Origin of the sequence: Rhizobium sp. Root708, from assembly GCF_001429725.1 — a bacterium.
GTDB lineage: Bacteria > Pseudomonadota > Alphaproteobacteria > Rhizobiales > Rhizobiaceae > Rhizobium.
Map to the genome: position 1 here is coordinate 213,129 of NZ_LMHV01000044.1, position 25,762 is coordinate 238,890.

22 protein-coding genes and 2 pseudogenes are annotated in these 25,762 nt (G+C 58.7%); 5 read left to right on the plus strand and 19 right to left on the minus strand.

Features of this window, described 5'->3' with window-relative positions:
- Positions 1 to 285: 285 nt before the first annotated feature.
- The 3 genes from treZ to ASE04_RS29190 form a co-directional block, all read right to left on the minus strand.
- Entirely contained in the window at positions 286 to 2,166 is a 1,881-nt protein-coding gene (gene treZ / locus ASE04_RS29180) for a malto-oligosyltrehalose trehalohydrolase (RefSeq protein ID WP_082597551.1), read from the minus strand.
- Positions 2,163 to 2,939, minus strand: a complete 777-nt coding sequence (locus ASE04_RS29185) for an SDR family oxidoreductase (protein WP_056826243.1) — start codon at positions 2,937 to 2,939, stop codon at positions 2,163 to 2,165. Before ASE04_RS29185 ends, treZ begins: the two co-directional genes overlap by 4 nt.
- A gap of 829 nt (positions 2,940 to 3,768) precedes the next feature.
- Positions 3,769 to 4,239, minus strand: coding sequence for an HD domain-containing protein (locus ASE04_RS29190; protein WP_056826246.1), 471 nt, complete (start codon positions 4,237 to 4,239; stop codon positions 3,769 to 3,771).
- Between the two features lie 637 nt (positions 4,240 to 4,876).
- Between ASE04_RS29190 and ASE04_RS29195 the strand changes: the two genes are divergently transcribed.
- Complete coding sequence (locus tag ASE04_RS29195) at positions 4,877 to 5,176, plus strand: hypothetical protein (RefSeq protein ID WP_056826248.1); 300 nt, start codon at positions 4,877 to 4,879, stop codon at positions 5,174 to 5,176.
- 262 nt (positions 5,177 to 5,438) lie between these two features.
- On the opposite strand, the gene ASE04_RS29200 is transcribed toward ASE04_RS29195, so the two are convergent.
- The 3 genes and pseudogenes from ASE04_RS29200 to ASE04_RS29210 all read right to left on the minus strand — a co-directional run bounded on the left by ASE04_RS29200 (position 5,439) and on the right by ASE04_RS29210 (position 7,526).
- Positions 5,439 to 5,762, minus strand: a complete 324-nt coding sequence (locus tag ASE04_RS29200) for a hypothetical protein (protein WP_056826251.1) — start codon at positions 5,760 to 5,762, stop codon at positions 5,439 to 5,441.
- Positions 5,763 to 6,003: 241 nt separating this feature from the next.
- A complete protein-coding gene (locus tag ASE04_RS29205) occupies positions 6,004 to 6,816 on the minus strand; it encodes a DUF1206 domain-containing protein (protein ID WP_056826253.1) in 813 nt (270 codons plus the stop codon).
- An 81-nt stretch (positions 6,817 to 6,897) separates the two neighbouring features.
- A pseudogene (locus ASE04_RS29210) lies at positions 6,898 to 7,526 on the minus strand (hypothetical protein).
- Positions 7,527 to 7,631: 105 nt separating this feature from the next.
- Between ASE04_RS29210 and ASE04_RS29215 the strand changes: the two are divergent.
- Positions 7,632 to 7,985: a DUF2934 domain-containing protein gene (locus ASE04_RS29215; protein WP_056826457.1), complete on the plus strand. Its 354-nt coding sequence runs from the start codon at positions 7,632 to 7,634 to the stop codon at positions 7,983 to 7,985.
- A 493-nt stretch (positions 7,986 to 8,478) separates the two neighbouring features.
- On the opposite strand, the gene ASE04_RS31840 is transcribed toward ASE04_RS29215, so the two are convergent.
- The 6 genes and pseudogenes from ASE04_RS31840 to ASE04_RS29245 all read right to left on the minus strand — a co-directional run bounded on the left by ASE04_RS31840 (position 8,479) and on the right by ASE04_RS29245 (position 14,370).
- Positions 8,479 to 8,802 carry a hypothetical protein gene (locus tag ASE04_RS31840; RefSeq protein ID WP_082597553.1) on the minus strand — a complete coding sequence of 108 codons (324 nt, stop codon included), beginning with the start codon at positions 8,800 to 8,802 and terminating at the stop codon, positions 8,479 to 8,481.
- A gap of 236 nt (positions 8,803 to 9,038) precedes the next feature.
- Entirely contained in the window at positions 9,039 to 11,189 is a 2,151-nt protein-coding gene (catE, locus tag ASE04_RS29225) for a catalase C (RefSeq protein ID WP_056826257.1), read from the minus strand.
- Between the two features lie 273 nt (positions 11,190 to 11,462).
- Positions 11,463 to 11,951 carry a hypothetical protein gene (locus ASE04_RS29230; RefSeq protein ID WP_056826459.1) on the minus strand — a complete coding sequence of 163 codons (489 nt, stop codon included), beginning with the start codon at positions 11,949 to 11,951 and terminating at the stop codon, positions 11,463 to 11,465.
- Positions 11,952 to 12,010: 59 nt separating this feature from the next.
- Positions 12,011 to 12,525: pseudogene (locus ASE04_RS29235) on the minus strand (DUF3597 domain-containing protein).
- A gap of 20 nt (positions 12,526 to 12,545) precedes the next feature.
- A complete protein-coding gene (locus ASE04_RS29240; protein ID WP_056826259.1) occupies positions 12,546 to 13,451 on the minus strand; it encodes a hypothetical protein in 906 nt (301 codons plus the stop codon).
- Between the two features lie 667 nt (positions 13,452 to 14,118).
- The gene (locus ASE04_RS29245; RefSeq protein WP_056826261.1) at positions 14,119 to 14,370 is read right to left on the minus strand and encodes a GlsB/YeaQ/YmgE family stress response membrane protein; all 252 of its coding nucleotides are present in this window, start codon (positions 14,368 to 14,370) and stop codon (positions 14,119 to 14,121) included.
- 607 nt (positions 14,371 to 14,977) lie between these two features.
- Between ASE04_RS29245 and ASE04_RS29250 the strand changes: the two genes are divergently transcribed.
- From ASE04_RS29250 to ASE04_RS29255, 3 genes are read left to right on the plus strand one after another with little or no spacing between them, the layout of a single operon-like run.
- A complete protein-coding gene (locus tag ASE04_RS29250) occupies positions 14,978 to 15,670 on the plus strand; it encodes a PAS domain-containing protein (protein WP_056826263.1) in 693 nt (230 codons plus the stop codon).
- The gene (locus ASE04_RS31340; RefSeq protein ID WP_200960784.1) at positions 15,558 to 16,706 is read left to right on the plus strand and encodes a PAS domain S-box protein; all 1,149 of its coding nucleotides are present in this window, start codon (positions 15,558 to 15,560) and stop codon (positions 16,704 to 16,706) included. Before ASE04_RS29250 ends, ASE04_RS31340 begins: the two co-directional genes overlap by 113 nt.
- Positions 16,696 to 17,946 (plus strand): HWE histidine kinase domain-containing protein, encoded by a 1,251-nt coding sequence (locus ASE04_RS29255; RefSeq protein ID WP_200960785.1) that lies wholly within the window; start codon positions 16,696 to 16,698, stop codon positions 17,944 to 17,946. The genes ASE04_RS31340 and ASE04_RS29255 overlap by 11 nt, the downstream gene beginning before the upstream one ends.
- A gap of 159 nt (positions 17,947 to 18,105) precedes the next feature.
- Here ASE04_RS29255 and ASE04_RS29260 read toward each other — a convergent pair whose 3' ends face one another.
- The 7 genes from ASE04_RS29260 to ASE04_RS29290 form a co-directional block, all read right to left on the minus strand.
- A complete protein-coding gene (locus tag ASE04_RS29260; RefSeq protein ID WP_056826265.1) occupies positions 18,106 to 20,472 on the minus strand; it encodes a hybrid sensor histidine kinase/response regulator in 2,367 nt (788 codons plus the stop codon).
- Positions 20,473 to 20,501: 29 nt separating this feature from the next.
- Positions 20,502 to 21,140, minus strand: a complete 639-nt coding sequence (locus tag ASE04_RS29265) for a chemotaxis protein CheX (protein ID WP_056826267.1) — start codon at positions 21,138 to 21,140, stop codon at positions 20,502 to 20,504.
- Complete coding sequence (locus tag ASE04_RS29270; protein ID WP_056826461.1) at positions 21,137 to 21,520, minus strand: response regulator; 384 nt, start codon at positions 21,518 to 21,520, stop codon at positions 21,137 to 21,139. The genes ASE04_RS29265 and ASE04_RS29270 overlap by 4 nt, the downstream gene beginning before the upstream one ends.
- A gap of 91 nt (positions 21,521 to 21,611) precedes the next feature.
- The gene (locus ASE04_RS29275) at positions 21,612 to 21,866 is read right to left on the minus strand and encodes a hypothetical protein (protein WP_056826269.1); all 255 of its coding nucleotides are present in this window, start codon (positions 21,864 to 21,866) and stop codon (positions 21,612 to 21,614) included.
- Positions 21,863 to 23,821, minus strand: a complete 1,959-nt coding sequence (locus ASE04_RS29280) for a chemotaxis protein CheA (RefSeq protein ID WP_056826270.1) — start codon at positions 23,819 to 23,821, stop codon at positions 21,863 to 21,865. Before ASE04_RS29280 ends, ASE04_RS29275 begins: the two co-directional genes overlap by 4 nt.
- Positions 23,822 to 24,688, minus strand: coding sequence for a CheR family methyltransferase (locus ASE04_RS29285; RefSeq protein ID WP_056826272.1), 867 nt, complete (start codon positions 24,686 to 24,688; stop codon positions 23,822 to 23,824).
- Complete coding sequence (locus ASE04_RS29290) at positions 24,688 to 25,761, minus strand: protein-glutamate methylesterase/protein-glutamine glutaminase (protein WP_056826274.1); 1,074 nt, start codon at positions 25,759 to 25,761, stop codon at positions 24,688 to 24,690. The genes ASE04_RS29285 and ASE04_RS29290 overlap by 1 nt, the downstream gene beginning before the upstream one ends.
- Position 25,762: the final 1 nt, after the last annotated feature.

Here is a 25,762-nt window from a genome sequence, read left to right on the forward strand (position 1 = left end):
TGATGGATCACGAGCCTTTCGGACGGAGCCGCGAAGCGGCTCCTCGGATGTGATTAACGGCTGGGAACGCGGAGACTTTGCCATTGCCGCATTACGCCACACAGGGAGAAAGGAATCCACTCCATCTTTGGTGGGACGATCTCCGTAAATCACGGCAAGCCGTCGGCAGTCGTCGGAATTAAGCACGAAGCCCACCGAGATCACTGTCCGCGTAGTGAAAAATTGCCGATATCTGATCGCGGTTTCGATGTCGGCAGGACATCCCAGCCTTCGAACAGAGTTTTCTCACGGACTGGAAGATGGGCAACTCCGCGTCAGGCTGCATAAGAGGCTTTGTTGATATGGCACCCACGCCTTCTCTGGCTCATACGTTGGGGCCACGGGGTCAGATGACAAAGACAGCAACGACGAACGGTCCCAAGACTCCCTGGAATAGAAGGTGAGGTACACCGCTTCACCAATATCGTTGGCAAGCAGCACGTCCTCGTTCGAAAGGTTCGCCCTCATTCGCAGGATTCCGCTTCCGATTTTCCAGTCGATAAAGAGGCACTTGTCTGGCGCGTCAACCACGGTGCCCGCGTGTCCGTTTGTGCTCATCAACATTGGAATGATGTGGTCCCTACGAACCTTAAGAAGATGGCGTACGTGCTCTGCCCATGCCAGACCGCCAATTGACTGGGAATCGTGCCAATCGATCTTGCTTTTGACAAAAGTATCCACGCTGTTCGGATCGGGGATGTCTGCTTCAGTCTTTCCGGCAGGGATACCCCCGAAATTCTCGGCCTCCGCGGGACGGTTCCGGCGTATCGCTTCCGCGATATCGCCGCGGTAGTCCGCGAAGAAATGGAAAGGCTTTGCCGACAGGTGCTCGTCTCCCATGAACAACAGCGGAATCTGCGGAGAAAGTAGCAAGACTTCAGTGAGGGCACGGTAGAGCTTGCGGTTCATGCCGATCGGAAGGCGATCGCCAAGAGCACGGTTGCCAACCTGGTCGTGATTTTGCAGAAAATGAATGAAGGCAGTTGGCGGAAGTGCCTCCGTTGGGGGAGGGGTATCACTGATGATTGATTTGCCCGGCCTAAGGTAGCCCCTTGCCATCGTTTGTCTGATTTTGCCCCACGGGTCGTCCCTGAATGGCGCATAATAGCCGCTTGCTTCACCCGTTACGGCTACATGAACCGCATGATGGAAATCATCATTCCAGTCGGCCTTGTAGAGGCATCCTCCCGGCACGTTCGCCATTAGGTCGGTGCTGTTGGCCGGGTTTTCGGTTATCAGATGGACATGGCGACCCTTGATTTCATCTCTTACGCGATATGCAATTTCCTCTAGGACATGGACCTCACTGCGATCCTCGATCTGATCGATCGCGTCGAACCGAAGGCCGTCCAGTCGAAATTCCTCGAGCCAGTAAAGGACGTTCTCGATAAAGAACGCTCGAACCTCGGGTCTTTCGTAGGCAATCGCCGCACCCCAGGGCGTCGGACTGTCCGCTCTGAAGAAGTCCGGAGCGTACTGGCCGAGATAGTTCCCTTCCGGACCAAAGTGATTGTATACGACGTCGAGGAAGACCATCATCCCGTGGCCGTGCGCCGCGTCGATAAGTGCTTTCAAATCGTCTGGAGTGCCGTAGGCGTTGTGTGGTGCGAACTGAAGTACGCCGTCGTAGCCCCAGCCACGGGTTCCCGGAAAATGCGCGAGCGGCATGATCTCCAATGCAGTTATGCCCAGGTCGGCCAGGATCGGAAGCTTCGCCACCGCCGCTCTGAAGGTGCCTTCCCGAGCGAAGGCTCCCACGTGGATCTCGTAGATGACCGCCTGTTGCCAGGGACGGCCGCGCCAGCTTGAGTTCTCCCACGCGTAGCTGTCGCTATCGGTCACGACTGATGGCCCGTCCAATTCGCCGAGTTGAAGGCGCGATGCTGGATCGCAGACCGCTCGCCCATCGGACAACACGAATTGATAGGCCATGCCAGGATCCGTCGCGATATCGATGACGTGCCAGCCACCTGTTGATGTCGCCATGGGATGACTCGTTTGCCCAAGTTTTAGGCTCACCATGGGCTCCGTCGGTGCCCAAAGTTGGAAACGCATGTTTCCGTTCGGCAGGGACGTGGGGCCCCATCTGCGATTGCGGGAAAGAGTTTTCTGACTTGGCACGCTCATCTCAGAAGCCCTTGGCCACCGTCGACCCAGACCGGAGATCCCGTCATGTGCCGTGATTTCTCCGATGCCAAAAACGCAATCACTTCAGCAACATCCTCGCTGCGCCCCGGTCGACCTCCGGTGATGGGCACTTGTCCCTCCGGCCAGATGACCGGGATGGCCGTCTGGTTTTCTCCACGAAGGTCGGTGTTAGCGTCGATGTTCGTCTCAATCTCGCCGGGACACACGGCATTAATCCGAATGTGGTGACGGGCAAGTTCCAGCGAAAGTTGCTGCACCATGGCAAGCTGGGCGGCCTTGGTGGCGGTATAAGCCGTCGCGCCTGGGGTGGTGAATGTTCGGGTCCCGTTTATCGAGGAGACGACGACGATCGAACCGCCTCCTGACGACTTCAGATGCGGTACCGCCGCGCGGATAGTCAAGAACGTCCCGGTGAGATTTACGGATATGGTTCTTGTCCACTCGGCAAGCGTTATGTCGTCAATCGGTGCCCAGACCCCGTTGATGCCCGCATTGGCAACAACGACATCAAGGCGGCCAAAACGACCCATCAGTGAAGAAAGAGCGGAAGCCATTAGATCTTCACTTGAGACATCGGCATCCAGCGCCATCGCTACCCCCCCAACTGCCTCAATCTCGCGGACCGTGACGTCCAGTTCTTCTCGGCTGTGGCCCAGGGCTCCAATAGCGTAGCCGTCCCTGGCGAGAACTTTTGATGAGGCTTTGCCGATTCCGGATCCTGCCCCGGTTACCAGTGCCACGCGGTCGCTCATCGTGCCTCCAAGGTTAGAGCCTTTGAACTCATGAACGCTCGAACTGCGTATTTGATGCGGTACGGGATCAGACAATTCGGATCGCGGTCGAACCCGGCATTAAAACGCGCGTGCTTCCACTCGCCCGCCGTTTTTTGGCGAATTCGCAATGGGCTCAATGGGGCAAACGACCGGACTTCGTAAGGTCGCGCTAGAGGGTCGCGACCAGGCAGACAATAACGAAGTGCCGTAAAATGGTGCCGCCCGGTTTCGACCGGAATACGGTCGTCTCAGCAGGAGGGCTCCCGAGACCGGGCGGCAGGTCTTAAACCTCTAGTGAACGTTAAGGTTCCCGGTCCATGCGGGGAGAAGTTGCGCGATTCCAGCCATCCGGTCCTGGGACCCAACGGTTGGCAAGGCGAGTATTCTGGGTACCTGCTAACGCTGCGAGCCTCAGCGCTCCAGGTGTGATAGGCGCTGCCGTGGGTCGATGGCCTATGAGACAGACGTGTCGTCAGGGACGGCTCCTCCACCCTGCAACTCATGACGCTATACAAGCCGGCAGGTGAGAGCGGTCGCGCCGGAAGAAGAGGGCGGGAAGATGCTAACGGATGTGCCCAAAAAGCTGCGACTGCCCCATGATACATGAGATGAAAGCCGAAAAGAAACCAACTGATCGACCTTAGCCTTCGTCTTTGGCCGCGTCCGCCTGAAGCGTCTGGTGTTTCCATTCTCCGGGAAGGCGGAGTGAACCGCCGACATACCTCGACGAGCGCACAGGCCGCCGACGCCGCTACAGATTTGCGCCGCCTCGAACGAGGCAGATTGCCCTCCTCGGCTCCATGGCTTTTTACGTCAACCGTCTAAAGTCAGGGTCTGCGTGAACCATCGCCGCAACTTCGAGCCCACGTTTGTATTTGCCGGCATCGGATCCCGAGGCGTTTGCCTGCCGAAGGTTATCCTCGAGATCGGCAACCTTTACTGGACAGGCAAGTTTGTTTGCTATCGCTCGAATGACGAACTGATCGTCGGCTTCTCCTCGACGACGTGTCAGGGCGTCAACTGCGTCCACAACGTCGTTGCTAAAACCGAGTTGCCTGAGGCGGTCGATATCCCAGCCGTGACATTTTTCGAGAAGATCGTGGAGAAAGGCGACTGTCTTCTCCTTGGTATCTTGAACCCGGCTCGCCACTCTTTCGCAATGCTCGATGTAAGGATGGCCCGCTTTGTCGCTCTGTCCCAAATGAGCTTGCAACGCGATTGTCCGGGCGAGTTCGAGTTCCGAGGCTTCGGCTGCGGAAATTTCGCTGTGGTCCGACATCAACAGTTCCTCCGTTGCCGAGAACGTGAAGCAGCCCTCTCTGTTCCGAAAAACAGGATGCCGTATCGGCTATCCGCAAACCGGCGCTCACTCGTATGATCATTTGCAGACCAAGTTCTACCGCTCTCCCGCATGCCGAAGTAGTCGGTCCGCTGCCTGCGTTCTGTGCGAGTGCGATAACAGGCGATCCTGCCCAAAAGGGATCCCGCCTTTTCTGATCGAACTTCAGCCCGAGCCTGTGAACCAGAACAAGGCGCGGGGGTATTGGGCGTTTCCATGTAACCGAATGTGACCAGTCGGCTGGCAGACATCAGCCGTCGTCCTGACATCAGTGTCAGCATGATGAGGCTCATAGTGCTTGCGAGAGGAACCGGGACCGACGCAGCCTTCCTCCGAATCTGTTTCAGGTCGCTGCTGATGATATGCTCGAACGCTCGGACGTCCGATCGTTACGATTGGTTCGAATAGCGGAACTCGTGAGCCCGACGTAACCTGCTGCAGTGCAATCGGACGCACTGGTGCGGGCAGTTTCGATCGATCATCGGCGGATCGCCAATGGCCGAACGCAAGAAGATGGCTTCGACGGAACTCCACGCCGAGCTGGACATTTTCCTTCCTACAATGGAAGGAGCCGAAAATGCAGATTACCGACACCAATGTCACCAAAGGAAATGACGGCAAGGTTACAGTTGAATTCAACGGCGAGGGCGGCGAATTCATTTCTGTTCGAATGGCCGCCCCGCTCGACCTGCAGGACGAAGCCTCAGTCCACCACGCCAAAGAACTGATGGTGCAGGTCGCCACTTTTGGCATTCCGGATGAAGCATTTGTGCTAGCTCAGGCTTCGGCGGAAGAGAACAAGGAAGGCATCATCGAGGACGTTCCGGAAGCTACTCCCACAACGGGATCGTTCTCATCTCCCAACACCGTCGGGTGAACCAAAAAACAAGCCCGCTGTCGAGACCCCGCAGCGGGCTTTCACTCACGCGCGAAGGACGGTGATTTCCCGTTTGGCAGAATCCTGTGCCGGAGCGGATCGGGTGTGCGTGCAGCTCTTCTGGCCGAAGGCCACTCCGACCCGCAATACCTCTTCAAAGTCGAGCATGACAGCAACCACTTCGCGATGCGCATTGAGCACTAAACAAACGGCTCAACGCTGCCGCCTACGAAATCGGATAAACGTCGCCGGACGACGCCGTTCAAAGCGAATTGTCCGGGATGATGAAATCGCCGTCCAGCCGATTGAGGTTTTCGCAAAAGAGCACTAGACATGCGCGATTATCACGCGTTGGGATCCGCTTCCACTCCGCGTATTCGTTCGGATCGCAGTAGCGGCCGTTGCGCACAAAGCGGTCGTAGAGCGGCAACCCGCGCGGTGACGTCCACCGAAAGATTACCGCACCTTGATTGTGGACAGTGGCCCGCGCTTGATCGCAGGTCATCTTAAGCGGGCTTAGGCGTGAGATCGCCAAGGCAGGCGAGCCCGCCAGCACGATTGCAACGAGGACTGCGAGCTTTTTCATGATCGACCTCCAGGGTTTTGCGGTTAACGAGGACGCCGAACTATGGGTTCCAACCAGAAGAAAGCGACGCCGAGGTTGTCTGACGAATTCTGGAATACTATCGTGAAACTCAGCTAGGTTCCGACAGGCGTGGACCTTCCTTCACGGAGGATTTTTATCGAGCACGCATCGCGATGCGGCCCCGTTGCTCGCATGGGCGGCCTTCAGAACAAGCTCACGACATTGCGGACAATCAGGTGGCTCAAAGAGCCACCGCCCGTTTTATATCGCTGACGCTTGGCCCGCGAACAATCCGATAACGTGCTTCGACAAGATTATAAAATCCAAACGCCGCCAGCCCGATCGCGACTGCGGTGTAAAGGAAGGCTCCGAAAGGGAGCTGCCCCAACCATGCCAGAGCATCTGAAATGCTTCCAGCCTGCCCAGGATCGACGGTGAAGCCTGCGTAGGCAAACAGGATGCCTGTAATCGCGAAGACGACACCCCGGGCCAACAGCCCATAGATGCAGAGTGCGACCACGACACCTTTGGCATCGGGGAAGCGGAGATATCGCTCGAATTTCCTCGTCAGGCCCTTTGCCGACGTTACAACGCCCCCGATAATAAAGCCTGTACCAATCATGATGGCGAGGTAGGGACCAAAGGGCTGCGACATCACCCAACTAGCGAGGCCCTTTTCGCCGGATCCCTTGACGCCGCCGGCGGCGGAAACCGCGTGTCCAAGCGCATACCCTGCTAGACCGAGGTAGGTAATCGCGCTTGCGAGCAACGCAGCCCTGATAACTACGGCCTTCCAATCGGAGCCATGTCCGTCGCTATCGGCCAGCGACTGCGCAAGGCGCCAAGCCGCGAAGCCCACAAGTCCGAGGCCAATGAGCCCGACCCATACGCGACCAAAGGGCTGCACCAGCAGTGTCGAGACCGCAGATTTCGTGTCGGCCTTTCCTCCAGTCACTCCGGAGAGAAGTGCGAGCCCCGCGACAAGCAAAAATACGATGCCGCGTGCGGCGTAGCCAGATCTGGCCAGAAGTTCGAAATTAGGTTTGCGAGGCATGGAAGGCGTCCTGTAAAGTTTTCCTCATCGGAAACGCGCCATGTAGCAAAAGGTTTATGCTGCCTGCTTCAGGCCACATTGCTACCGAAGCAGCCCATCAAGATCGAATTCTTCCCATCCCCGAAGCGCAGCCGCTGCCTCGTCCGGCCTCTTCTTACTTCCCTTCTTCGCTTTGGCAGTTTTCTTCAGTGAGCGCGTAAGCTTTTGTTATATGCCGCCTGCCTGCGCTTTTCGGCTGCCGCCACCAGGTCATCCTATCGCCATTCGTCAACGACGCCGCGGTCAAGGATATCCTCCACGAACTTCGGATCGAAGACGTGGAACGTGATCCTGCGGGCGCGGCCGTTCAGCCGGACCGTGCGCGTTCCCGCGCTGGGCAGGCGACCATCGGCCAGCCAGCGGTGTCGCTCGCTGGCCTTCATCGTCAGGATGTCCTGAATCTCGCGCGGGATCACAGGAAGACTTTCAACAATCTTCATCGCCTCGGCGACAACGGCCGATGCGGCTTGGAACTCCGACTTCGCACTGGCCGGCATGGCGAGCCTCAGCTCGCTCCCTTCAAGATCGAGCGACTTCCTCACGGCGGCCGGAAGTCGTGCCCGGAGTTCGAGGAGAATGCCTTTCGCACGCACCGCTGAGCCCAGCGTGGCTGTCGGCGTGAGCGTCCAGCTTCTGAGGAGTTCGACATCGTTCTTTTCTTGCTTTGGCATGCGGCCTAAATGGGTTTTCAGGGCATTCGCGTCAACGCTTCCCTTTTTGGGAACCGTGCCTCGACAGCAGCGTTTCAGGATTGGTTTCGAACAAGGAGCACGATCTTGGCCAAGCAACGGATGAACAATGAAAACGAGAGCGTCACCAACGAGACGGGCATTCCAGCCCAGGCCGAGATCAGCGCGGTAAGTGACGAAGATATTCTCGACCGGATCCGGTCCCGCGCATATCATATCTGGGAAGCGGACGGCGGCCCCCATGGCCGCCATGATGATCATTGGCTACAAGCAGAGAAAGAGATCCTGCGCGAGAATGACGAAATAGACAGCGACGACGTTCCCAATCTTGCCGCTGCGCGCGAAGCCGCCCGTCAACATACAGACACCTTCATCGTGGCTAGCGATCTTGAGGATGCAGATCAGCGCGAAGCCACTCCAGGCGTCCGCGAGCAGCCGTGATCGGCAATCCGCGAGCGAATACTCACATACGGAACAGTAATGGTCTTGCCCGGGCAGGACCGAGCAAACGCACAAACCAGGTAGGCGTCACCTCTCGGGTCAAAACTTGGTGACTCTGGTTTTCGACCTTGCAGCATCAAAAGGCGGACCGTGTCTCCCAGCGTACGAACCACGCGGGGGCCGGAACGTCTTTGGGTCCCGCACATTCCTTCTCTGAGGCCGTGAGCGTGTCAACTGGACGCGACAGGGATGGTGAACATGGCGATTTTTCCAGTTTCTCGTCATGGCCAACGAAACGGCAGCCGAGCGCCCCACCTGTCCGCCGCGGTCTCGTCAGTCAGCGTCTTGGCCACACGCGGACGAGGCGAAGCTCGCTTCGGGCCTCGTCTATGTGCCATGACTGGCGACGGGCATCACCCGCAAAATGGGAGCGAAGGCAGCGTGCTGGCGGCACAATGCAGTGCGAGGGCGAATGTTCCCCGATCCGCGCTCATTACTCCGTTGGCCGTTCAAACCAGTTGGCGTAAGGCGTCGACCTCGCCATTTGCCTGTTAAGATCTGGCGATCCGTCGGTCCACCACGCAGGCCCTCTCTCACCAAGTCCGATCTTAGCGGCGTCTACAGCTTTCCGTGCCTCACGCAGTCGCTCATCGTTACCGACGGCGTCCTTGACAGCCCTTCGAGCTGCCATCAATTCTCTAACGAGACGCTTTCGTTCTCCCTCGGGGAGATTTGGATTTGTGCGCCTCCAGAGACGACCCCGAACCACAATGTAGCGGCCATCTGGCGTTTCGAGGAATGGTCTTTGCGATGCCACTATATCACCCCCTCGCCACAGTGACGATTAGGCTCTTTTCAAACGATCGGAACCAGGAGCCGCCATCATATTCGACGTCCCGGTTGTTGCTGATCGAGCAGGTGAAAATCTTCCCCGCACCTCCATTGGTCGAAAGCATGCACATCGCTGATCTCTTTGGTGACCGGCACCGACGCCCCGACTGAATCGCGGGGCGCCCCTGTCTTTCGCAAACAGGTAGAAGGCGTCGCCCAATCTCAAGCGATGGGCGGTGACGCTTTGCCCAGCTTGACCGATGGCTCGCGGCCCCAGACGCGAAGCTTGCCAAGTTCTTCGACGAAGCCGGCGATATCCTTCGCTTCAGACAGTTCGACCGTTCCCTCGTCCAACGCGGATGCGATCCCCGCCTTGTCAAGAAGCGGCAACGCCGATTGGTCGTACCCGATAAACTTGCAATGCTGGAACGCGTCAGCAACGAAGTCCCTCGCGGCCGCCTCCTTGACCAAGTCCTCGATTGCCTGGTGGGAAGCCAAAAGCGCCACTGCGTCGAACAGAACCGACGGCCCACCATCGATCATATGATGGGCCACGATCAAGCTACCATCCGATGCTGTCACGCCACCCACCTTGGGGGCTACGATTTCGACAACCGCCTTGGCTTTCGTGATCGCGGATGTCAGGCTCTTCAACAGCTTGGCATCGACGCCGTCTGTCACCAGAATGCCGAGCTTTCGGCCCTCGAAGCGTTTGGGACCGCGTTCGACGATGCTGAGAGCGGGCGACGGTTCGAGGTCCTGTCTGGTGGGCATGGCGGCATCGGCAGGCTTCGGCATCGACTTGAAACCGAGCTTCTGCGCGACGGTCGTCGCGAGCGTCTCGTCGATGTTCATGAGATGAGACACCATTCGTTCGCGAATTGCCGGAGTTTCGACCTTGCTCAGCTCGAATGTGAGCGCCATGGCGATGTGGCGTTGTTCCGCTCCAGTCTGGCTGATGTAGAACTGCCGTGCCTGGCTATAGTGGTCGGCGAAGCTCTCCGGACGTAAACGGCTTTTGGTGCCCTGTTCTTCGGCCGGGAAATGGCGATAGCCCCTGGACGGCGACTCCCGTGGGCCTTCACCGAACGAGTTCGGCTGGTAGTTGACGCGTCCAACAGGGTTACGCATCGCCATGTGCCCATCCTGCTGAAAATGCTGGAAGGGACACTTCGGCGCGTTTATCGGTAAATGCGTGAAGTTTGGTCCACCGAGACGCTTCAACTGGGTATCGAGGTAGGAAAAGTTGCGGCCCTGAAGCAGTGGGTCGTTACTGAAGTCGATACCGGGGGGCACATTCTGTGTCATGAACGCGACCTGCTCGGTTTCGGCGAAGAAGTTGTCGGGCATGCGGTCGAGCACCAGTCGCCCGATCGGCCGCACTGGCAGCACTTCCTCCGGGATTATCTTCGTCGGATCGAGGACGTCGAAGTCGAAGCTGTCGGCGAAGCCCTGGTCGAAGAGCTGCACCGAGAGTTCCCACTCGGGGAAGTTTCCTGACTGAATCGACTGCCAGAGGTCTCGCCGATGATAATCCGGATCGGCGCCGTTGATCTTGACCGCCTCGTTCCATGCGACGGACTGGAGGCCAAGCTTCGGCTTCCAGTGGAATTTCACGAATGTCGACTTGTCTTCGGCATTGACGAAACGGAAGGTGTGGACGCCGAAACCTTCCATGAAACGGAATGAACGCGGGATCGCGCGGTCCGACATGACCCACATGATCATGTGCATGCTCTCGGGTGTCAGGCTGATAAAGTCCCAGAAATTATCGTGCGCCGACTGCGCTTGAGGGAATCCGCGGTCGGGCTCCGGCTTGACCGCATGGACCATGTCGGGAAACCGGATCGCGTCCTGGATGAAGAACACGGGAATATTGTTTCCCACGAGATCCCAGTTGCCTTCCTTGGTGTACATTTTGACGGCAAAGCCCCGAACGTCGCGGGCGAGGTCAAAGGACCCCTTGCTGCCGGCTACCGTTGAAAAGCGGACGAACACCGGGGTCTTTTCCCCTGCGCGTTGGAATACGTCGGCCCGCGTGATGTCGGACAAGGACTCGTAGGTCTCGAAGAAGCCGTGGGCACCATAGCCCCTGGCATGCACGACGCGCTCGGGAATGCGCTCGTGATCGAAATGAAAGATCTTTTCCCGAAAATGGAAGTCGTCGACGACGAGCGGCCCGCGCGGTCCAATCCGTAACGAATTCTGATCATCGGCCACCGGGCCGCCTTGCGCCGTTGTCAGGACATCGTGACCATCCCCCGCGAACTGGTGGAGCTCGCCTCCAGTGCCGCGATGGAGCTTCTGGTCATGGATACCTACTGAATTTGTATCCGAGGCGCCGGATACAGCCTTCGTCGTGCGTTTGGCCATTGCAGTTTCCCCTTGGCAACATTGTCTGACATCAAAAAAGGGGCCGTCTTTCTGACGGCCTTCGCTTTTGGCTGGAAGGCTTAGGCGCTCGTCACGCGTTTACAGTCGCCATTGTCTCGGCTTAACTGTGAGTGCGTTGCAAAGTTCCCTCCTCTTTAGGGAATTCGCGAGAAGAAAGACCGCCTCCGACGGCAAGTTCCGAACCTGGGAATGATCCGTTCCTGCTGATGTTCGAAGGGCGCCCGGCGGCCGGCTAAAGTGTTCAAAACCACCCTATCTCGTGGCGCCCCACAGGAAGGCAAGCGCGGCAACGATGCCCATGGCAGTAAGGGGCCTCGCCCGGATTTCCAACTCGACGTCGCTCCACAGGCTCTGGACCTCGGCCTTTGCGAGGTGCGCGCCGCCTTCCGCTAGTTCGGAAACGGAACCTGAAAGTCTCCTGGCATCGTGGCGTAGCGCAGCAAGTTCGTCTCGCGACGGTGTCTGCACTCCGCCGCCAGCCTCGTGGCGAGTCGCTGCGAGCGCGGAATCGACGAGGGGAGACTCACTGAGGTCTACCACGCTTGCGGTGTCGGCGAGACGGGAAGCTTCGTCCGCGTCTACTCGACCTGAGGGGATTGACGTGGTTGTCGCCGATACCGGATCCGACGCCGGAAAGCTTTCCTCGAGACCCCGGTCGAGCTGGTCTTTCGAACGGCTGCGCTGTTTGGCCTGCTCGTTCAGCATCGATCGGACGGCTGGAGAATCTTTTGGATTTGGCATTGCCTTTGGCTCCTGGTGGAGAGAGTACGGACAGCGTTCGCGCTCAAGACTGAAGCTGCTCAATCGAGGAGATCGGCCGGGACTTTTCCGCCGTTATCCGAAAGCTTCTTCATGAGCGCCTTGTGAAGGAAGTTGTTCATTTTGGCGCTGTCATGAGCGTCGGCCGTATAGCCAAGTTCCTGCGCCAGTTCTTTCCGCTCCTCAAGGCTGGCATCCATCCCAACAGCCTTCATGAGGTCGACGATCGAATGCCGCCAGTCGAGTTTCTGGCCCGACTTCTTGACTGCCTCGTCGAGGAGCGGCTCGATGTCGACGGCCTGGCCTGGAGCACTGATGGCAGTGGGATTGGTTGCCGACTCTTGCGAAGGCGATGTCTGTCTGGCTGACGGCGTCGCGTTTCCAGCTGGCGCGGAGGTCGGTGCTGGGCTTGCCGCCGAAGACGGGGCGCGGATTGTGCCGGCGATGAAGCTCCTCCCGTTGACGTCGTGGTCCCGGCGCCCGCCGAAGGCTTTTGAACGGGGGCCGCGTGGGCCTCGCCGAAAATGGCGTGCTTGATGCGGTCGAAAATGCTCATTTCGGATCTCCTTGGTATTCTTAGCGGTTCAGGTAGACTTCTTCGTCTCGATCGACATGCGTGGTTCCGACCGCGCCGCCGATCCAGGCCGCTATGCCGCCGATGGCGAGCGCGATGAAGGCGAGGATTGCGCCTGCCGAAAATGCGGTCGTCGCGACCTGTGCTGTTTCCGTTGCCTGCTGTTTTGCCTGCGCGACTGCATCCTTGTACTGCTGCTCGTACTGAGCGACCTGCTGCCTGGCCTGGTCCACTGGAATGCTCTGCGCCTTGGCAATCGCGTCCGCAGCCCGGTTACGTGCTTCCTCGGCCTTCGCCTGGTCACCAGTCAATGCCGCGCGAACGGATGCCACCGCTGCGTCGCGAAGAGCTGCCGGGTCGTTGCCGCCGCTGGCGTCACGAACGCTGCGCTCGATGCCGGCCATCGGATCGCTCGCTGTCGCAAGGGCAGGGGCGGCCGTCGAAGCTGCCGTGGCCACAGTCGAACCCGCACCGGATACGATCCCGCCCAGGCCGGAGAATACGCCGCCGACCAGCGCGCCGACGGACGTGGTCAGCATGTAGACGATCACAAGGGTTGTCACCGCCCAGGAAGCTACACCATGAAGAGCGCCTGTCGAGCGAATCGGGCGGCCGGACAGACGGCTCGCGATATAGCCTCCGACGAACGAGGCAATAAGACCGCTGACGACAAACCAGACGGCAGTTCCAACCGACATCGCCGTTGCACTGGGATTGTCGTTCGAGGCCGGATCGATGACTGCCGCGCCGATGCCCGCTCCCAGCAGGTTTAGCAGAAGCTGCACGACGAGCGCGACGGCGACGCCAGCAAAAATGGATCCCCATGACACTTTGTTCAGGGCCGCGTTGAGATATGGATTGTCGTCACGGGTGTGGATGTGGGCGACTGTGGAAACCGGCTCTGTCATGTGGGTGTCTCCTGGATCACGGGTTCGTGAGTGCCGGAATAACCTTAGTCGCGCCAAGTTGTTCCAGCTCACCGAAGTCGTGACAAGAACAGGATCAGCGCAGTGCCACCGTCTCGTCGCCAAAGGGGATCTCCACGAGGCGGGAAGCCCGGGTGGTAAGACGAGCTCGGAAAAGGTTCGGCTCGGTCCTGATCGAGCGCGCTTTACCGAGCAAGGCACGAACCATCCACGCCTTCCACTTCGAACCCGGCCATCTGATCGGAAGGTGGCGCTTGCCGGTTTCGAACGATCGCCATGGAAGACGTAGCCCGTGAGGCCGTCCTTCCTCGTCGCCGTCTTCTGTCGCGGATCGATGCACTCGACGGACTAGGTTTCGAAGAGCGGCCGTCTGTGAGGGCCAATCTTCCGCCGCTGGAGCGAACGTTACCTTAAGATCGTCCGGTGCGTTCCAGCGTGTTATGGCGTGGTAGTCGACCAAGCCCCTCTCCGAGGTAACCAGCGTTTGCGACAGGTAGCCGCCGCGGTCGAAAGCGCCAAACAGGCATCTCACCAGGAACAGCGCGGAGACAATTCAGGCCACACGCTGCACCGCCCAAAATATTTTTTGGAAACGGCCGAGATCCTTCACACCCTCTGGCAGGGCGTCGTTGCGCGGAGGCCATATCCTTCAACGCCGGAACATGCGCCCGATCGCGATCAGGATGCAGGCGCCGATAAAGCCCGCGATGAGATAGGCAAGCCAGCCACCCAACTCGATGCCGAAAAGGGACAGGATCGCGTTGGCGACGATCGCACCGACGATGCCGAGAATGATGGTCATGAGGACGCCCATGTCGGACCTCATGAACTGTTCGGCGAGCCACCCCGCGATGGCGCCGATGATGATTGCTGCGATCCAGCCGACACTCGCCTGTTCCATACGATCCCTCCGGTTCAGATTATCGAGCGATGAGGTGAGTTAGCGCTCGCCGCGAGCCCCTCAATCCGCCGCACGATTGTCCGATGTTTCTGCTCTGCGCTCCGAGCCGCCACGGCTGGACGGTAGGGCTTGAACTTCGAAGTAAGTGGCTCGTTGATGGCGCGTCTCTCATAGCCACTCGATCATCGCCGAACGGATGCCCGATTTCGTCCTCGTCGAGGCGCGCCTCCAGTTCCTCTCTGTCAGAGACCCAATATTCCCGGTTGAGTTGGTTCGTTATCCCTCGGCAACACCAGTGCTGTCGCGCTCGACATCGCCGTCATAACCCGTGTGGTGTGGGGTTGTTGATGTGCAGCGTTGCCCCCCAAAAATGCTCCGCCAGTTCGTCACGAACGAGTTCGAGCGCCTTGCAGGCCTCGCCAGTGACTTCACCCACCTTATCCTGAAGCGCGGTTATTTCCCGATTTGGGCAAAGTTGCCCTTATCCGGAGCGGACGACTTCAAATTCAAGCCATCGGGAATTCTTCCACCAGGCGGTCTATTCCGACCGCCAAAGTGAACTAATATTCTTTGATAACTCGTACTGCTGGAGCGAGAAACCGACGTTATGAATCCATCCAAAACCATAAAGCTGCTGGAGGAGCGCCTGGCCCGGGCCGAGGCCAAGCTGGCCGAGAAAGCCGAACTTGAGGGATTTGCGCGAGAAAGCGAGACGCGGCATCGGTTGCTCATCGGCACCTGGGCTCAGGCAGTTTGGGAAACAGATGCCGCAGGCGTTGTAACGGCCGACAGCCCGAGCTGGCGCGCCTATACAGGTCAAACCCTGGAGGAATGGCTGGGAGACGGGTGGCTCAATGCCATACATCTGGACGATCGCGCGTATGCGGAGCGCCAGTGGCGAGAAGCGATGGCGGCTCGTCACCTCGTCAATGCCGAATTTCGTCTTCGTGCCCCAGATGGCGGTTGGCGCTGGACCAATGTGTGCGCTGCCCCGGTTTTCGACGCCAGTGGTAACATCGAAAAATGGGCCGGAATAAATATCGACATCGATGCCCGCAAGCGCGCCGAGGAGGCGCTGCGCGAGAGCGAGGCGCGCTACCGCAATTTATTTGAAACGATGCGGCAGGGTTATCTCGAAAACGAGTTGATCCGCGACGCCAGCGCGCGCGGTCGATTACCGCACCGAATTGGTCAATCCACAATTCGAACGGCTAACCGGCATCCCGGCGGGCGAAGCGGTCGGCCGCACCGCGCGCGAGCTTGTCAAGGAACTCGATCCTGTGTGGATCGAGACCTATGACCGCGTGGTCCGTACCGGCGAGCCCATGCGGTTCGAGCGCGAGGAACCCGCGTTTGGGAGGTGGTTCGAAGTCCAGGCTTATCCCCTCGCTGGCGACCGATTCGCGATCCTCTACGACGATATCACCGAGCGTAAGCGCGCCGAAGCGGCGCTGCGAGATAGTGAGGCGCGACTGCGCGGCGTGCTCGACGCGATGGCCGAGGGCTTTGCCATCTTCGATGCCGAATTTACGATCCGGGATGTCAATCAAGAGACGCTAAGGCTCGACGGTCGTACACGCGAAGAACTCATTGGCCGATCGCATTGGGACGCGTTCCCAGGGACCGAGTACTCTCCACTCGGCTCGCTCTATCGGCGCGTGGCGCAGGAGCGCGTTCCCAGAGCAACTGAGTATCTTTATGATTGGCCAGATGGGCGCACCATGTGGATCGACGTGCGCGCCTATCCCACACCGGATGGGGGTGTTGCGGTATTCTGGCGCGACATCACCGATCGTAAGACGGCCGAAGACGCGATGCGCGACAGCGAGGAACGCTACCGCGCGCTGTTCGAGTCCATGGACGAGGCCTACGCAGTCGTCGACGTTCTGAAGGACAAGGCAGGAGCTTGGATCGATTTCCGCTTCGTCGAGGTGAACCCGGCGTTTCTCGCCCACACCAGCATGCCTTGGCCGGTCGGCCAAACGGCGACCGAGTTGCTTGGTGCGCCGAATCCACGCTGGACCCAGCTCTACGGGCAGGCGCTGGACACCGGGAAGGCGATTCGCGTCCAAGAAGCTGAGCCGACGCTGGATCGTGTTTTCGACCTGAACATCTTCACACTGGATCGTGAACGCAATCGGGTGGCGGTCCTCTTTACCAACATAACCGAGCGCAAGCGCGCCGAGGCGGCGCTGCGTGACAGCGAGGAACGCTTCCGGCAGTTCGCCAACGCCTCCGCGTCCGGTCTCTGGATCAGGAACCCCGAAACACTGAGCATGGAGTTCGTCAGCCCGGCTATCGCCACGATCTATGGCACTGCGCGCGATGCGCATTGAACGCTGGGCCGCGACGATCGTACCTGAGGATCGGGATGCCGCGCTTGGTCACATCGAGCAAGCTCGTCGCGGTGAGCCTGCCATCCATGAATTTCGCATCCGGCGGAACGATGGCTCATTTCGCTGGATCAGGAACACAGACTTCCCGCTTTATGATGAGAAGGACAATGTGGAACGCATTGGCGGTATCGCGGAAGATGTCACCGAGACGAAAATCGCCGTCGAGCATCAAGGCGTGCTGGTAGCCGAACTGCAGCATCGCGTTAGAAACATCCTGGCAATGATCCGTCCCACCGTGGTGAGGTCTGCCGACGGAGCGGTTGATGTCGAAGACTACAAGACATCGCTCGCTGGTCGGCTCCTGGCTTTGGCCAGGGTTCAGACATTGCTCACGCGTCAAGCCAATGCCGGCGGGTCGCTACGCCGCATCCTTGAAAGCGAAATCGGAGCGCAGGCGCATTCCGAAAACCAATATGAACTCACCGGTCCCGACCTTATGCTGTCCCCCAAGGCCGTCGAAGTCCTGACACTTGCGTTCCACGAGCTTTCCACCAATGCTCTGAAGTATGGTGCATTGTCGGTCGATTCAGGCAAGGTATCGGTCACCTGGACCGCCCTAGAGAAGCGGGGAAAGCCGTGGCTCGCCATTGACTGGGTGGAACAAGGCGCGCCGTGGCGGCCGCCACCGACACGCCGCGGTTTCGGCTCTGAGCTGATCGAGGCGAAAATCCCTTACGAGCTACGTGGTACAGGAACAAACTCGGTCGAGGCGGGCGGTGCTCACTGCCATATCGAGTTTCCGTTTCGCGAAGCGGAAAGCATTCTGGAAACCGACGCACCCGCGAAGACCCGACTATATGGAGGAACTGTCGACATAACCGGAGCGCCTGACCTGACCGGGAAGATCGTCCTCGTGGTCGAGGACGATTACTACGTCGCGTCCGACACGGTGGCAGCGTTGCGAGGAGCAGGTGCGCAGGTCCTCGGGCCCTGTCCAACCGAGGAGGACGCGTTGCGCCTGCTCGAGGAAGAAACGCCGACTTGCGTTGTGCTCGATTTGAGCCTTGGCGGCGGAGGTCCGCGGTTCGAGGTCGCTCACAAGCTTGTCAAGCGTGGTACGCCGTTCGTTTTCTTGACGGGATACGATCCAGATGTAATTCCGGACGAACTGGCCGGTGTGGTCAGGCTCCAAAAGCCGATCGCATTGCGTGATATCATTGAGGCCGTGAGCAGACTCTAGCAGGAGCGAGTTCCGCGTAAAACTGCTTCTGACGCATAGCCGCCAAAGGGAGCGGCAACGGCAAGATGTAGGTTTCAAGCCGTTCAAGTAGCGCTTAACTCGTCTGAATTAGGCGTCGCCGGCCCAGCCCTTCAAAACAACTTTTTTTAGCGAGCCCGCTTAACGGTTGCTGGCTGCTGTCAGCATTTCTTTCACCTTCTGAGCAAGATCGTCCATTGCGAACGGCTTCGTGATCATCTCCATCCCAGGCGCCAGGAACTCGGCACGCGCGGCTGCGGCTGCGGCATAGCCTGTAATGAACAGAACATTCAGGTCGGGACGAGCAACAATGGCAATTTCCGCGAGCTGCCGACCGTTTATTCCGGGAAGACCGACATCGGAGACGAGCAGATCGATACGCTCCTCGCCCTCAATGACAGGCAAAGCTTGGGTGCTATCGATCGCTTCGATCACGCGGTAACCTAGCTCGGTCAAGACGTCTACGACGAGCATACGTACGGAATCGTCATCCTCGACGACGAGAACCGTCTCTCCCTCGCCCCGAGGCAGTGCGGGTTCCGTATCTACCGCAACTGTTGCGGGCCCGTCGTGTGCCAGGTCCCCAGGAAGATAGAGCTTGATCGTCGTTCCAATCCCCACCTGGCTATAAATTCGGGCATGCCCTCCCGATTGCTGCGCGAAACCATAAATCATGGACAGTCCGAGCCCCGTTCCCTGGCCGATGGGTTTCGTCGTAAAAAACGGATCGAAAGCCTTATCGATAGTGGTCTGCGACATTCCCGTGCCGGTATCGCTGACAGCAAGAACGACGTAACTTCCCGGCTTCAACGTCTCGCCACGGGCGAGGTCGCCGTTGGCGAAAACGATGTTGGTGGTTTCGATCGTCAGCTGGCCCCCATTCGGCATGGCGTCGCGTGCATTGATAACGAGGTTAAGGATCGCACTTTCAAGTTGATTGGCATCGGTGACGGCTTTCCACGTCTCGGGAGCAAGATTGATCAAAAGCTCGACCTGTTCGCCGAGCGTACGTTGGAACAGTTCCTGCATGGACCCGACCAGTTGCTTTACGTCGACCGGCTTTCGATCCAAGGACTGGCGGCGTGAAAATGCCAAAAGGCGATGGGTCAAGGCCGCGGCGCGATGGGCAGAGGATGTGGCTGCATCGATGAACCTGTCGAGATCATCCGTCCTGCCGGCCGCTATTCTCCGCTTGATGATGGAAAGCGCGCCGATCACGCCGGTAAGCATATTATTGAAATCGTGCGCAATGCCGCCGGTCAGTTGGCCGACCGCCTCCATCTTCTGTGCCTGTCGCAGCTGGGCTTCGGTGTCCTCGAGGACGACCTTTTGCTGTTTTTCGGCCGTCACATCACGGCCATACGCATAGACGCGGTCATCTTCGCGGGACGTCATCCATGAAATGATCCGGGGGGATCCGTCATGGTGTGTCATCCTCACCTCTAGCTCCGTGTGGGTGTTCTCCGACGCCCTCTGCAGATCGGGCCTTGTCCGATCGCGGTCCTCAGGCCAGACGGTGTCCAGTACTCTTTTGCCTACCACATCGTCAGGCGCGTGACCGAGAATGTCGAACCACGACGGACTGACATCGCGAAATACACCGTCGGTATCGACCACGACCAGAAGATCACGCGAATTCTTCCAGACGCGGTCTCGCTGACGCAGGCTTTCACGCGCGATCTCGGCAAGCGTCTCATTCGCCTCGCGCAAGCTTTCCTGGGTCCGTTTGGCTTCCGTGATATCGAAAATGACGCCGACATAGCGGCTCCCACTGGTTTGGATGTCATCGACATACTCTCCGCGGCGCGCGAGCCAGCGCTCTTCTCCGTCGTTTGCGCGCGTGACCCGGAACTCGATATTCCGCTCATTCTGAAGGTCATCAGGAGTGTTGAGATCTATGATCTGCTCGTCGTCAGGATGGATAAGACCGTTGAGCGTCCTGACCGGTAGGATTTTGGTAGGGTGCAGGCCGAACAACCGGCAGAGCTGCTGAGATACACTTATGGTTCCATATCCGACGATGTACTCGAACGTACCGATACCGCCTGCAGACTGCGCTATTCGAAGTTGTTCATCGACGCGCTTCTGTGCGGTAATGTCGATCAATGACCCAATGAATTTTGCCGGCTCGCCGTCCGCCCCGCGGACAGCGCGGCCATTGGCGCGCACCCAACGATAGCCACCGTCGGGGCGCAGCAGCCGGTATTCCTTGAAGAAGACTTCAGAGCCAGCAAGAATTCCTGCCACTGCGATCTTAACCCGCTTGAGATCGTCGGGATGGATGGAGGCAAAAAAACGATCGGGCGAGACGCCATCGGCCAGCTCGACTGGATCTTGATTGGTTATGGCTGCAAACTGCGCATCCGCAACCAGGCGTTTCTCAGCGATGTCCCATTCCCACCCACAGGTCGCCCCGGCCGCATCAAGCACCAATTGAAGACGTCGCTGTGCTGCGTCTATTTCTGCACGCAGATGTTCAAGTCTCGGACCGTCGGCACTATCAATCATTTAGTCAGCCTATTTTCACCGAGCTTATGCTAGTCGGTTTCAGTCATCACCCGTTCGATGAAGTCGCCAATGAGTTGCTTCAACTTCACCAGGGATGGAAGATCCATGATCATAGCGATATAACCCCGTATATCGCGCTCTCTTACCGAGAAGTTGATGTAGAGGAATAGTACAAAACTTCCTTCGCCGCTGATATCGTAATCCTCAAACAGCAACGCGCTGTCCCCGCGCCGTACATCGGGCAAAGACATCTTCAGGCTGTGTTGCAACATGTTTGCCATGGAGCCAAGACAGCCGTTCAGTATCACATTGCCGGTCTCGGCCAGCGCCTCGTCTTCCATGTCCAGAAGTTCGGCCTCGTCCATTTCGTCGCCGACAATAGCGCGCACGAGCGAAAGCCCATTGCTCTGAGGGAAAATCAGCAACGCACGGCCAGAAAAGGGACCCTCAAACTGCTGCTGAACAGCGATCAGGGACTCGCTTTCCCGTTGCCCAATCAGTGACGCTGCCGACTTCCGAGTGACAATCTCGACCGATGGCACGGAAAGGAGGACTTCCCTCTTGACCATCTTGCGCAGGCTCGCTGCGGCGCGGCTGACACCTATATTGACGAGCTCGGTGAGCGCGTCCCGCTCGAGTTCGTCGAGGTCGATGGTATCCTCTGTCATGCGCCTGACTTTTTAAGCCGAAGGGCGGCTCCGGAGATGAACGAACTGAGGGCGTCCTGAGTGACCGGCTTGGCGACAAAAGTGGCGTTCAGGGCACGAACCCTGGCGACAATCTCATCCTGAACATTGGCGGTGATGACCGCGATCGGCATGTGGGGATGCGCGGAGCGGAGCTCCGACGCTAGCTCGAGACCGTCTTTTTCAGGCATGTTGAAATCCAGGATGGCGACATCGACCTGCTGGGAGCCAACAAGGGTCAACGCATCCGCAGCACTACCGGCTTCAACGCGTGTCCATTCGGGCTGCAAGGCTGCGATTGCTTTGCCCGCTACTATTCGAGCCAATTTACTATCATCCACGACCAGAACGGTTACCGTCATTTTACCCTCGAAAATTTCTGCGACCAAAGAGATCGCTCCTATGCTGCACTTATTTGTCCGAACATGCCTTCGCAAGTTGAACAGACCGCTCTTAGCGGCTTTCTCCAAGGTTTGCGGTTAGTTCAGCAAAGACCTTGTCTGATATCGATGACGAGGCAGGGGTGCCCCTGATACTTGGCCGGAAAACCATCATTGCCTGCCAGAGGGCGGTGTGGATCGTCGTCGCGGCGCTAAGATCGATATATAGGTCCGGATGGAGATCCATGTAGCCCACCAGCGTTTCAACTTCCTCGACGCCACATGGACCGGTCAACCGAATTGAGTTGTCGACTACGCTAACAGTCATCGTATCAGCTCCGCGAGATCCAGGACGAGGAGGACCCTGCCGTCGCCGAGCAACGTAGTACCAGCTACACCCGTGACGCCCTGGAGAAGGCCCGAGAGCGGCCGCGTCAAGGTTTCGGCTCTTTCGGCGATTGCGTCGACCGCCACTCCGATTTGATCATCGCCGACCTGAACGACCAAGATTTTGAAATCTTGGACGGCGGCTCTGGTACGCGGGACCTGCAGCAGTTCGGCCAGATCAAGCAAAGGGATGGTACGATTGCGCAGGATGAATGCGCGACCTTCCTTGATCGGCTGGACGGCCGCCGCTGGCAGCTTCTGCGTCTCGAGGATTTCCGAAATCGGGATGCCATATCGCTCGCCGCCGACCTCGACGACCATGAGCTGCGTCATTGAAAAGCTGATCGGGAGCCGGAGCGTAAAGGTGGTTCCCGATCCCGGGGTGCTTTGCATGTCTAGCGTCCCTCCAAGCCGCCGGATGGCTCGCTGGACCGCATCCAGGCCGACCCCGCGGCCAGAAAGTTTGGACACCTCCGAGGTCGTCGAAAAGCCCGGTGCAAAGACAAGGAGGAGGGCTTCGCTCTCGGGCAACGCTGCCGCGTGGTGTGAGGTCAACAGACCACGGTCAACGGCGGCCTTGCGAATGACCTCCGCGTCCATGCCACGGCCATCGTCGGTGACTTCAATCTCGATCTGGTCGCCACGTCGCCGTGCACGAAGAAGGATACGTCCTCTCGCCGGTTTCGCCAACCGCAGCCTTTCGCCTTCAAGCTCAATGCCGTGATCGAGCCCGTTTCGAACAAGGTGGAGCAGCGGCTCGAACAGATTTTCGACGATTTCCCGATCGGCTTCGACCGTCTCTCCTTCGATCACAAGATCAAGCGCCTTGCCAAGCTTAACCGACGTTTCGCGGACGAGCCGCGGAAACCGGCGAAAGGTCTGCTCAAGGGGAACCATCCGAGCCTGGGTGACGGCGTTATAGAGCGATGCCACAAGCCTTTCGATTTCCGCGTGGCTGGAGCCAATGCGCCTGGACAGAGCGCCGTCACCCCGGCTTCGGGCATCCTCGGCCAGTGGCGCAAGGCCGTTTTTGGCCGTTACCAGTTCGCCGGCGATCTCGATCAGCTTGTCGATCCGCGCCGTATCCACCCGCATTGTCGTCTGGCGATCAGCGAGGCGTGCCGGCGGGTCATCGGTTGCCATGGATGCAGGCTGATCGTCGGGCCGCGGCAACTCAATAAGCGAAACCTGGTCGGGGATAAGCCGGAACACGGCCTCCAGATCCGACAGCGGCCCATCGGTGACAGCCTCAATCACCAGACTGCAGCGGAAGGGATCGTAATCGTTCTTTGAGGGAAACGGCTCCTTGAGGGAAAGTGTCACGTGTCGAAGGTTGGGCAGGCGCGAGATCGTCGCCAGAGGGTCGTCGCCGTTGAAGAAGCACTCCGGATGCGGCTCATAGCGAATGGCGATCGTGGATCCCGAAGTGTCGGAAGGAGAAAATCGCTCGGCAAGCGAAAACGCCCAATCCGGTATAGCGGTCAGGGGTAGGGTCGCTTCGTCTGATTCACGCTCCGTCATCTCGCTGGCCAAAAGCCCGAGAAGCCGCAGGGCCTGTTTGTCCTGCGCATCAGACAGATGCCCAGTCTCAACGATCGCTTCGATGCTGTCGTCAACCCATTCTATTACCGACAATAACGGATCGATCAGTGTCGCGTCCACAGCGATGGTGCCCGCACGTGCCTGGGACAGAAGATCTTCGGCGTGGTGCAGCACGTCTTGCATCGGTACCAGATCGAATAGGGCGACCGAGCCTTTCAGTGTATGGATTGCCCGAAAAGCGCTTTCGAGGTGTTCGCGATTGCCGGCGTCTGTCTCGAGCGCCATCAGGTCGTCAGAGGCCCGCTGAACCAGCTCGCGCGCCTCGATGGCGAATTGTTCGATCAATTCGTCCATCTATAACTCTCTCGTCTCGCGATATACGATGGCATCGGGGAAACGGACGGGTTCGAAGGTCTCGGATATCCTCGACATGGACTCGGTGTGGCCAAGGCATACATAGCCGCCCGGATGAAGCATTTCATGAATGTTCCGCGCCGCAACCTCGCGCGCATCCTCGTCGAAATAGATAAGCAGATTGCGGCAGAATATCACATCAAAACCACCAAGCGCGGTCAGGCTGTGGCGATCGACGATATTGCCCTTGGTGAAGGTGACGGATTCCCTCAGATCACCGATCAACCGGCGTTGCTGATCCTGCTCAGGCTCGAAATAGCGATCAAGAAGATTCCGGGGGAGCCTAGAAAGCGACCGCCGGCCGAAATAACCTTCGACGGCGCGCTGCAGGATCTCGGTATCTATATCAGAACCGACGATTTCGATATTGTAGGAATCGACCAAAGGCCAGCTCTCAAGCAGCCAGATCGCAATGGAATAGGGTTCTTCGCCGCTGGAGCATGGCATCGACCAGATACGAATGCGGTCACCTGGTCCTTTCGAACGAATGAGGTCGGGAAGGATTGAGTTGCTCAAGCATTCGAGCTGGTGCAGTTCGCGATAGAAATAGGTCTCGTTGACCGTAAAGCTGTTGATCAGTAGTTCAGATTCAACAAGATCGCCGCGCAGGATCAAGATGTAATCCCTGACCGACTGCGCCCGTCGCTGGCGGATGAGATCGGAGACGCGTCGCTCGATGTAATAGCGCTTGGCTTCACCGAAAACCATACCGCTTCGTTTGTATATGAGGGCGCAAATCTCCTCGAGGTCGCCCGACGACAGCGGCTGCGCCCAGTGGTCCTGGAAGGCGAACGGAGGTACGGCCATCAGCAGACCCGATCCAGAAGATGCTGCCCGATCCGGCCCAGCCGCTTCACTTCGGTTGCCCCGCCGCGCTGCACCAACTCGCCCGGCATTCCCCACACCACAGCGGTCTCCTGTGCCTCCGCAATCGTATGACCGCCCGCCGACCTAAGGTCGGCCATGGCCGCAGCACCATCGTTTCCCATGCCGGTCATCAGAACACCGATCAAACTTTCGGCCGGTACGTGCTTCATCGCCGAGCGTACCATCCGATCGACGCTTGGGTGCCACCGAAACTCGGGATCGCTGGGTGCCGCCATCGCCACCAGAGCTCCTGCGCGCGAAGAGATCAGGATGTCGGCATCGCCTTTGGCGATGTAGACGTTACCCGGTTCAAGCCTCGCCGGCCGAAGGACCTCTGAAACCGTCATCGCGCATATCTTGTCGAGACGCCGGGCGAGGGCACCTGTGAAGGAAGCAGGCATATGCTGCGCGACTACGACTGGCCATTTGAAATCAGACGGCAAGCAGGCAAGCACCGCATCCAACGCTGGCGGTCCGCCGGTCGACGTGCCGATCAGCACCAGACCATGCTCAGTGGCCTCTTTCGGAGGAGGGAACGCGGTATCTCGCGGCTTTGGGGAGGATATGGGTCGGGCCCGCGAAAGGCGGAGGCGCTCGGCCAGCCGGCGGCTGCGCCGGATGTGTACGGAGGCCGCGATGCGAACCTTTTCCACAAGGCGCGGCGCCAGCTCCTCGATTCCGAGGGAAATGGCGCCAGCCGGTTTGGCAATGAAGTCGACCGCGCCGATCTCCAGCGCCCTCAAAGTCTCGTCCGCCCCCTCATTTGTGAGCGAGGACACCATCACCACGGGACAAGGATACTCGAGCATGATGCGGTCGAGACAAGCTAGACCGTTCATCCGTGGCATATGAATATCCAAGGTCACCACGTCAGGCCTAAAGGTCGAGATGATCTTCAACGCCTCCTCGCCGTCGCTAGCAAACCCGACCTCGAAATCGGCTTCGGCGCCGAAGATCTGGCCGAGCAACTTCCGCATCAAAGCGGAATCTTCAACGATCAGGAGACGGATCATA

What these genes read in the sequence shown, in the direction of transcription:
- treZ (WP_082597551.1), bottom strand. Translation starts at nt 2,166, where the DNA reads ATGAGCGTGCCAAGTCAGAAAACTCTTTCCCGCAATCGCAGATGGGGC.
- ASE04_RS29185 (WP_056826243.1), bottom strand. Translation starts at nt 2,939, where the DNA reads ATGAGCGACCGCGTGGCACTGGTAACCGGGGCAGGATCCGGAATCGGC.
- ASE04_RS29190 (WP_056826246.1), bottom strand. Translation starts at nt 4,239, where the DNA reads ATGTCGGACCACAGCGAAATTTCCGCAGCCGAAGCCTCGGAACTCGAA.
- ASE04_RS29195 (WP_056826248.1), top strand. Translation starts at nt 4,877, where the DNA reads ATGCAGATTACCGACACCAATGTCACCAAAGGAAATGACGGCAAGGTT.
- ASE04_RS29200 (WP_056826251.1), bottom strand. Translation starts at nt 5,762, where the DNA reads ATGAAAAAGCTCGCAGTCCTCGTTGCAATCGTGCTGGCGGGCTCGCCT.
- ASE04_RS29205 (WP_056826253.1), bottom strand. Translation starts at nt 6,816, where the DNA reads ATGCCTCGCAAACCTAATTTCGAACTTCTGGCCAGATCTGGCTACGCC.
- catE (WP_056826257.1), bottom strand. Translation starts at nt 11,189, where the DNA reads ATGGCCAAACGCACGACGAAGGCTGTATCCGGCGCCTCGGATACAAAT.
- ASE04_RS29230 (WP_056826459.1), bottom strand. Translation starts at nt 11,951, where the DNA reads ATGCCAAATCCAAAAGATTCTCCAGCCGTCCGATCGATGCTGAACGAG.
- ASE04_RS29240 (WP_056826259.1), bottom strand. Translation starts at nt 13,451, where the DNA reads ATGACAGAGCCGGTTTCCACAGTCGCCCACATCCACACCCGTGACGAC.
- ASE04_RS29245 (WP_056826261.1), bottom strand. Translation starts at nt 14,370, where the DNA reads ATGGAACAGGCGAGTGTCGGCTGGATCGCAGCAATCATCATCGGCGCC.
- ASE04_RS29250 (WP_056826263.1), top strand. Translation starts at nt 14,978, where the DNA reads ATGAATCCATCCAAAACCATAAAGCTGCTGGAGGAGCGCCTGGCCCGG.
- ASE04_RS29255 (WP_200960785.1), top strand. Translation starts at nt 16,696, where the DNA reads ATGCGCATTGAACGCTGGGCCGCGACGATCGTACCTGAGGATCGGGAT.
- ASE04_RS29260 (WP_056826265.1), bottom strand. Translation starts at nt 20,472, where the DNA reads ATGATTGATAGTGCCGACGGTCCGAGACTTGAACATCTGCGTGCAGAA.
- ASE04_RS29265 (WP_056826267.1), bottom strand. Translation starts at nt 21,140, where the DNA reads ATGACAGAGGATACCATCGACCTCGACGAACTCGAGCGGGACGCGCTC.
- ASE04_RS29270 (WP_056826461.1), bottom strand. Translation starts at nt 21,520, where the DNA reads ATGACGGTAACCGTTCTGGTCGTGGATGATAGTAAATTGGCTCGAATA.
- ASE04_RS29275 (WP_056826269.1), bottom strand. Translation starts at nt 21,866, where the DNA reads ATGACTGTTAGCGTAGTCGACAACTCAATTCGGTTGACCGGTCCATGT.
- ASE04_RS29280 (WP_056826270.1), bottom strand. Translation starts at nt 23,821, where the DNA reads ATGGACGAATTGATCGAACAATTCGCCATCGAGGCGCGCGAGCTGGTT.
- ASE04_RS29285 (WP_056826272.1), bottom strand. Translation starts at nt 24,688, where the DNA reads ATGGCCGTACCTCCGTTCGCCTTCCAGGACCACTGGGCGCAGCCGCTG.
- ASE04_RS29290 (WP_056826274.1), bottom strand. Translation starts at nt 25,761, where the DNA reads ATGATCCGTCTCCTGATCGTTGAAGATTCCGCTTTGATGCGGAAGTTG.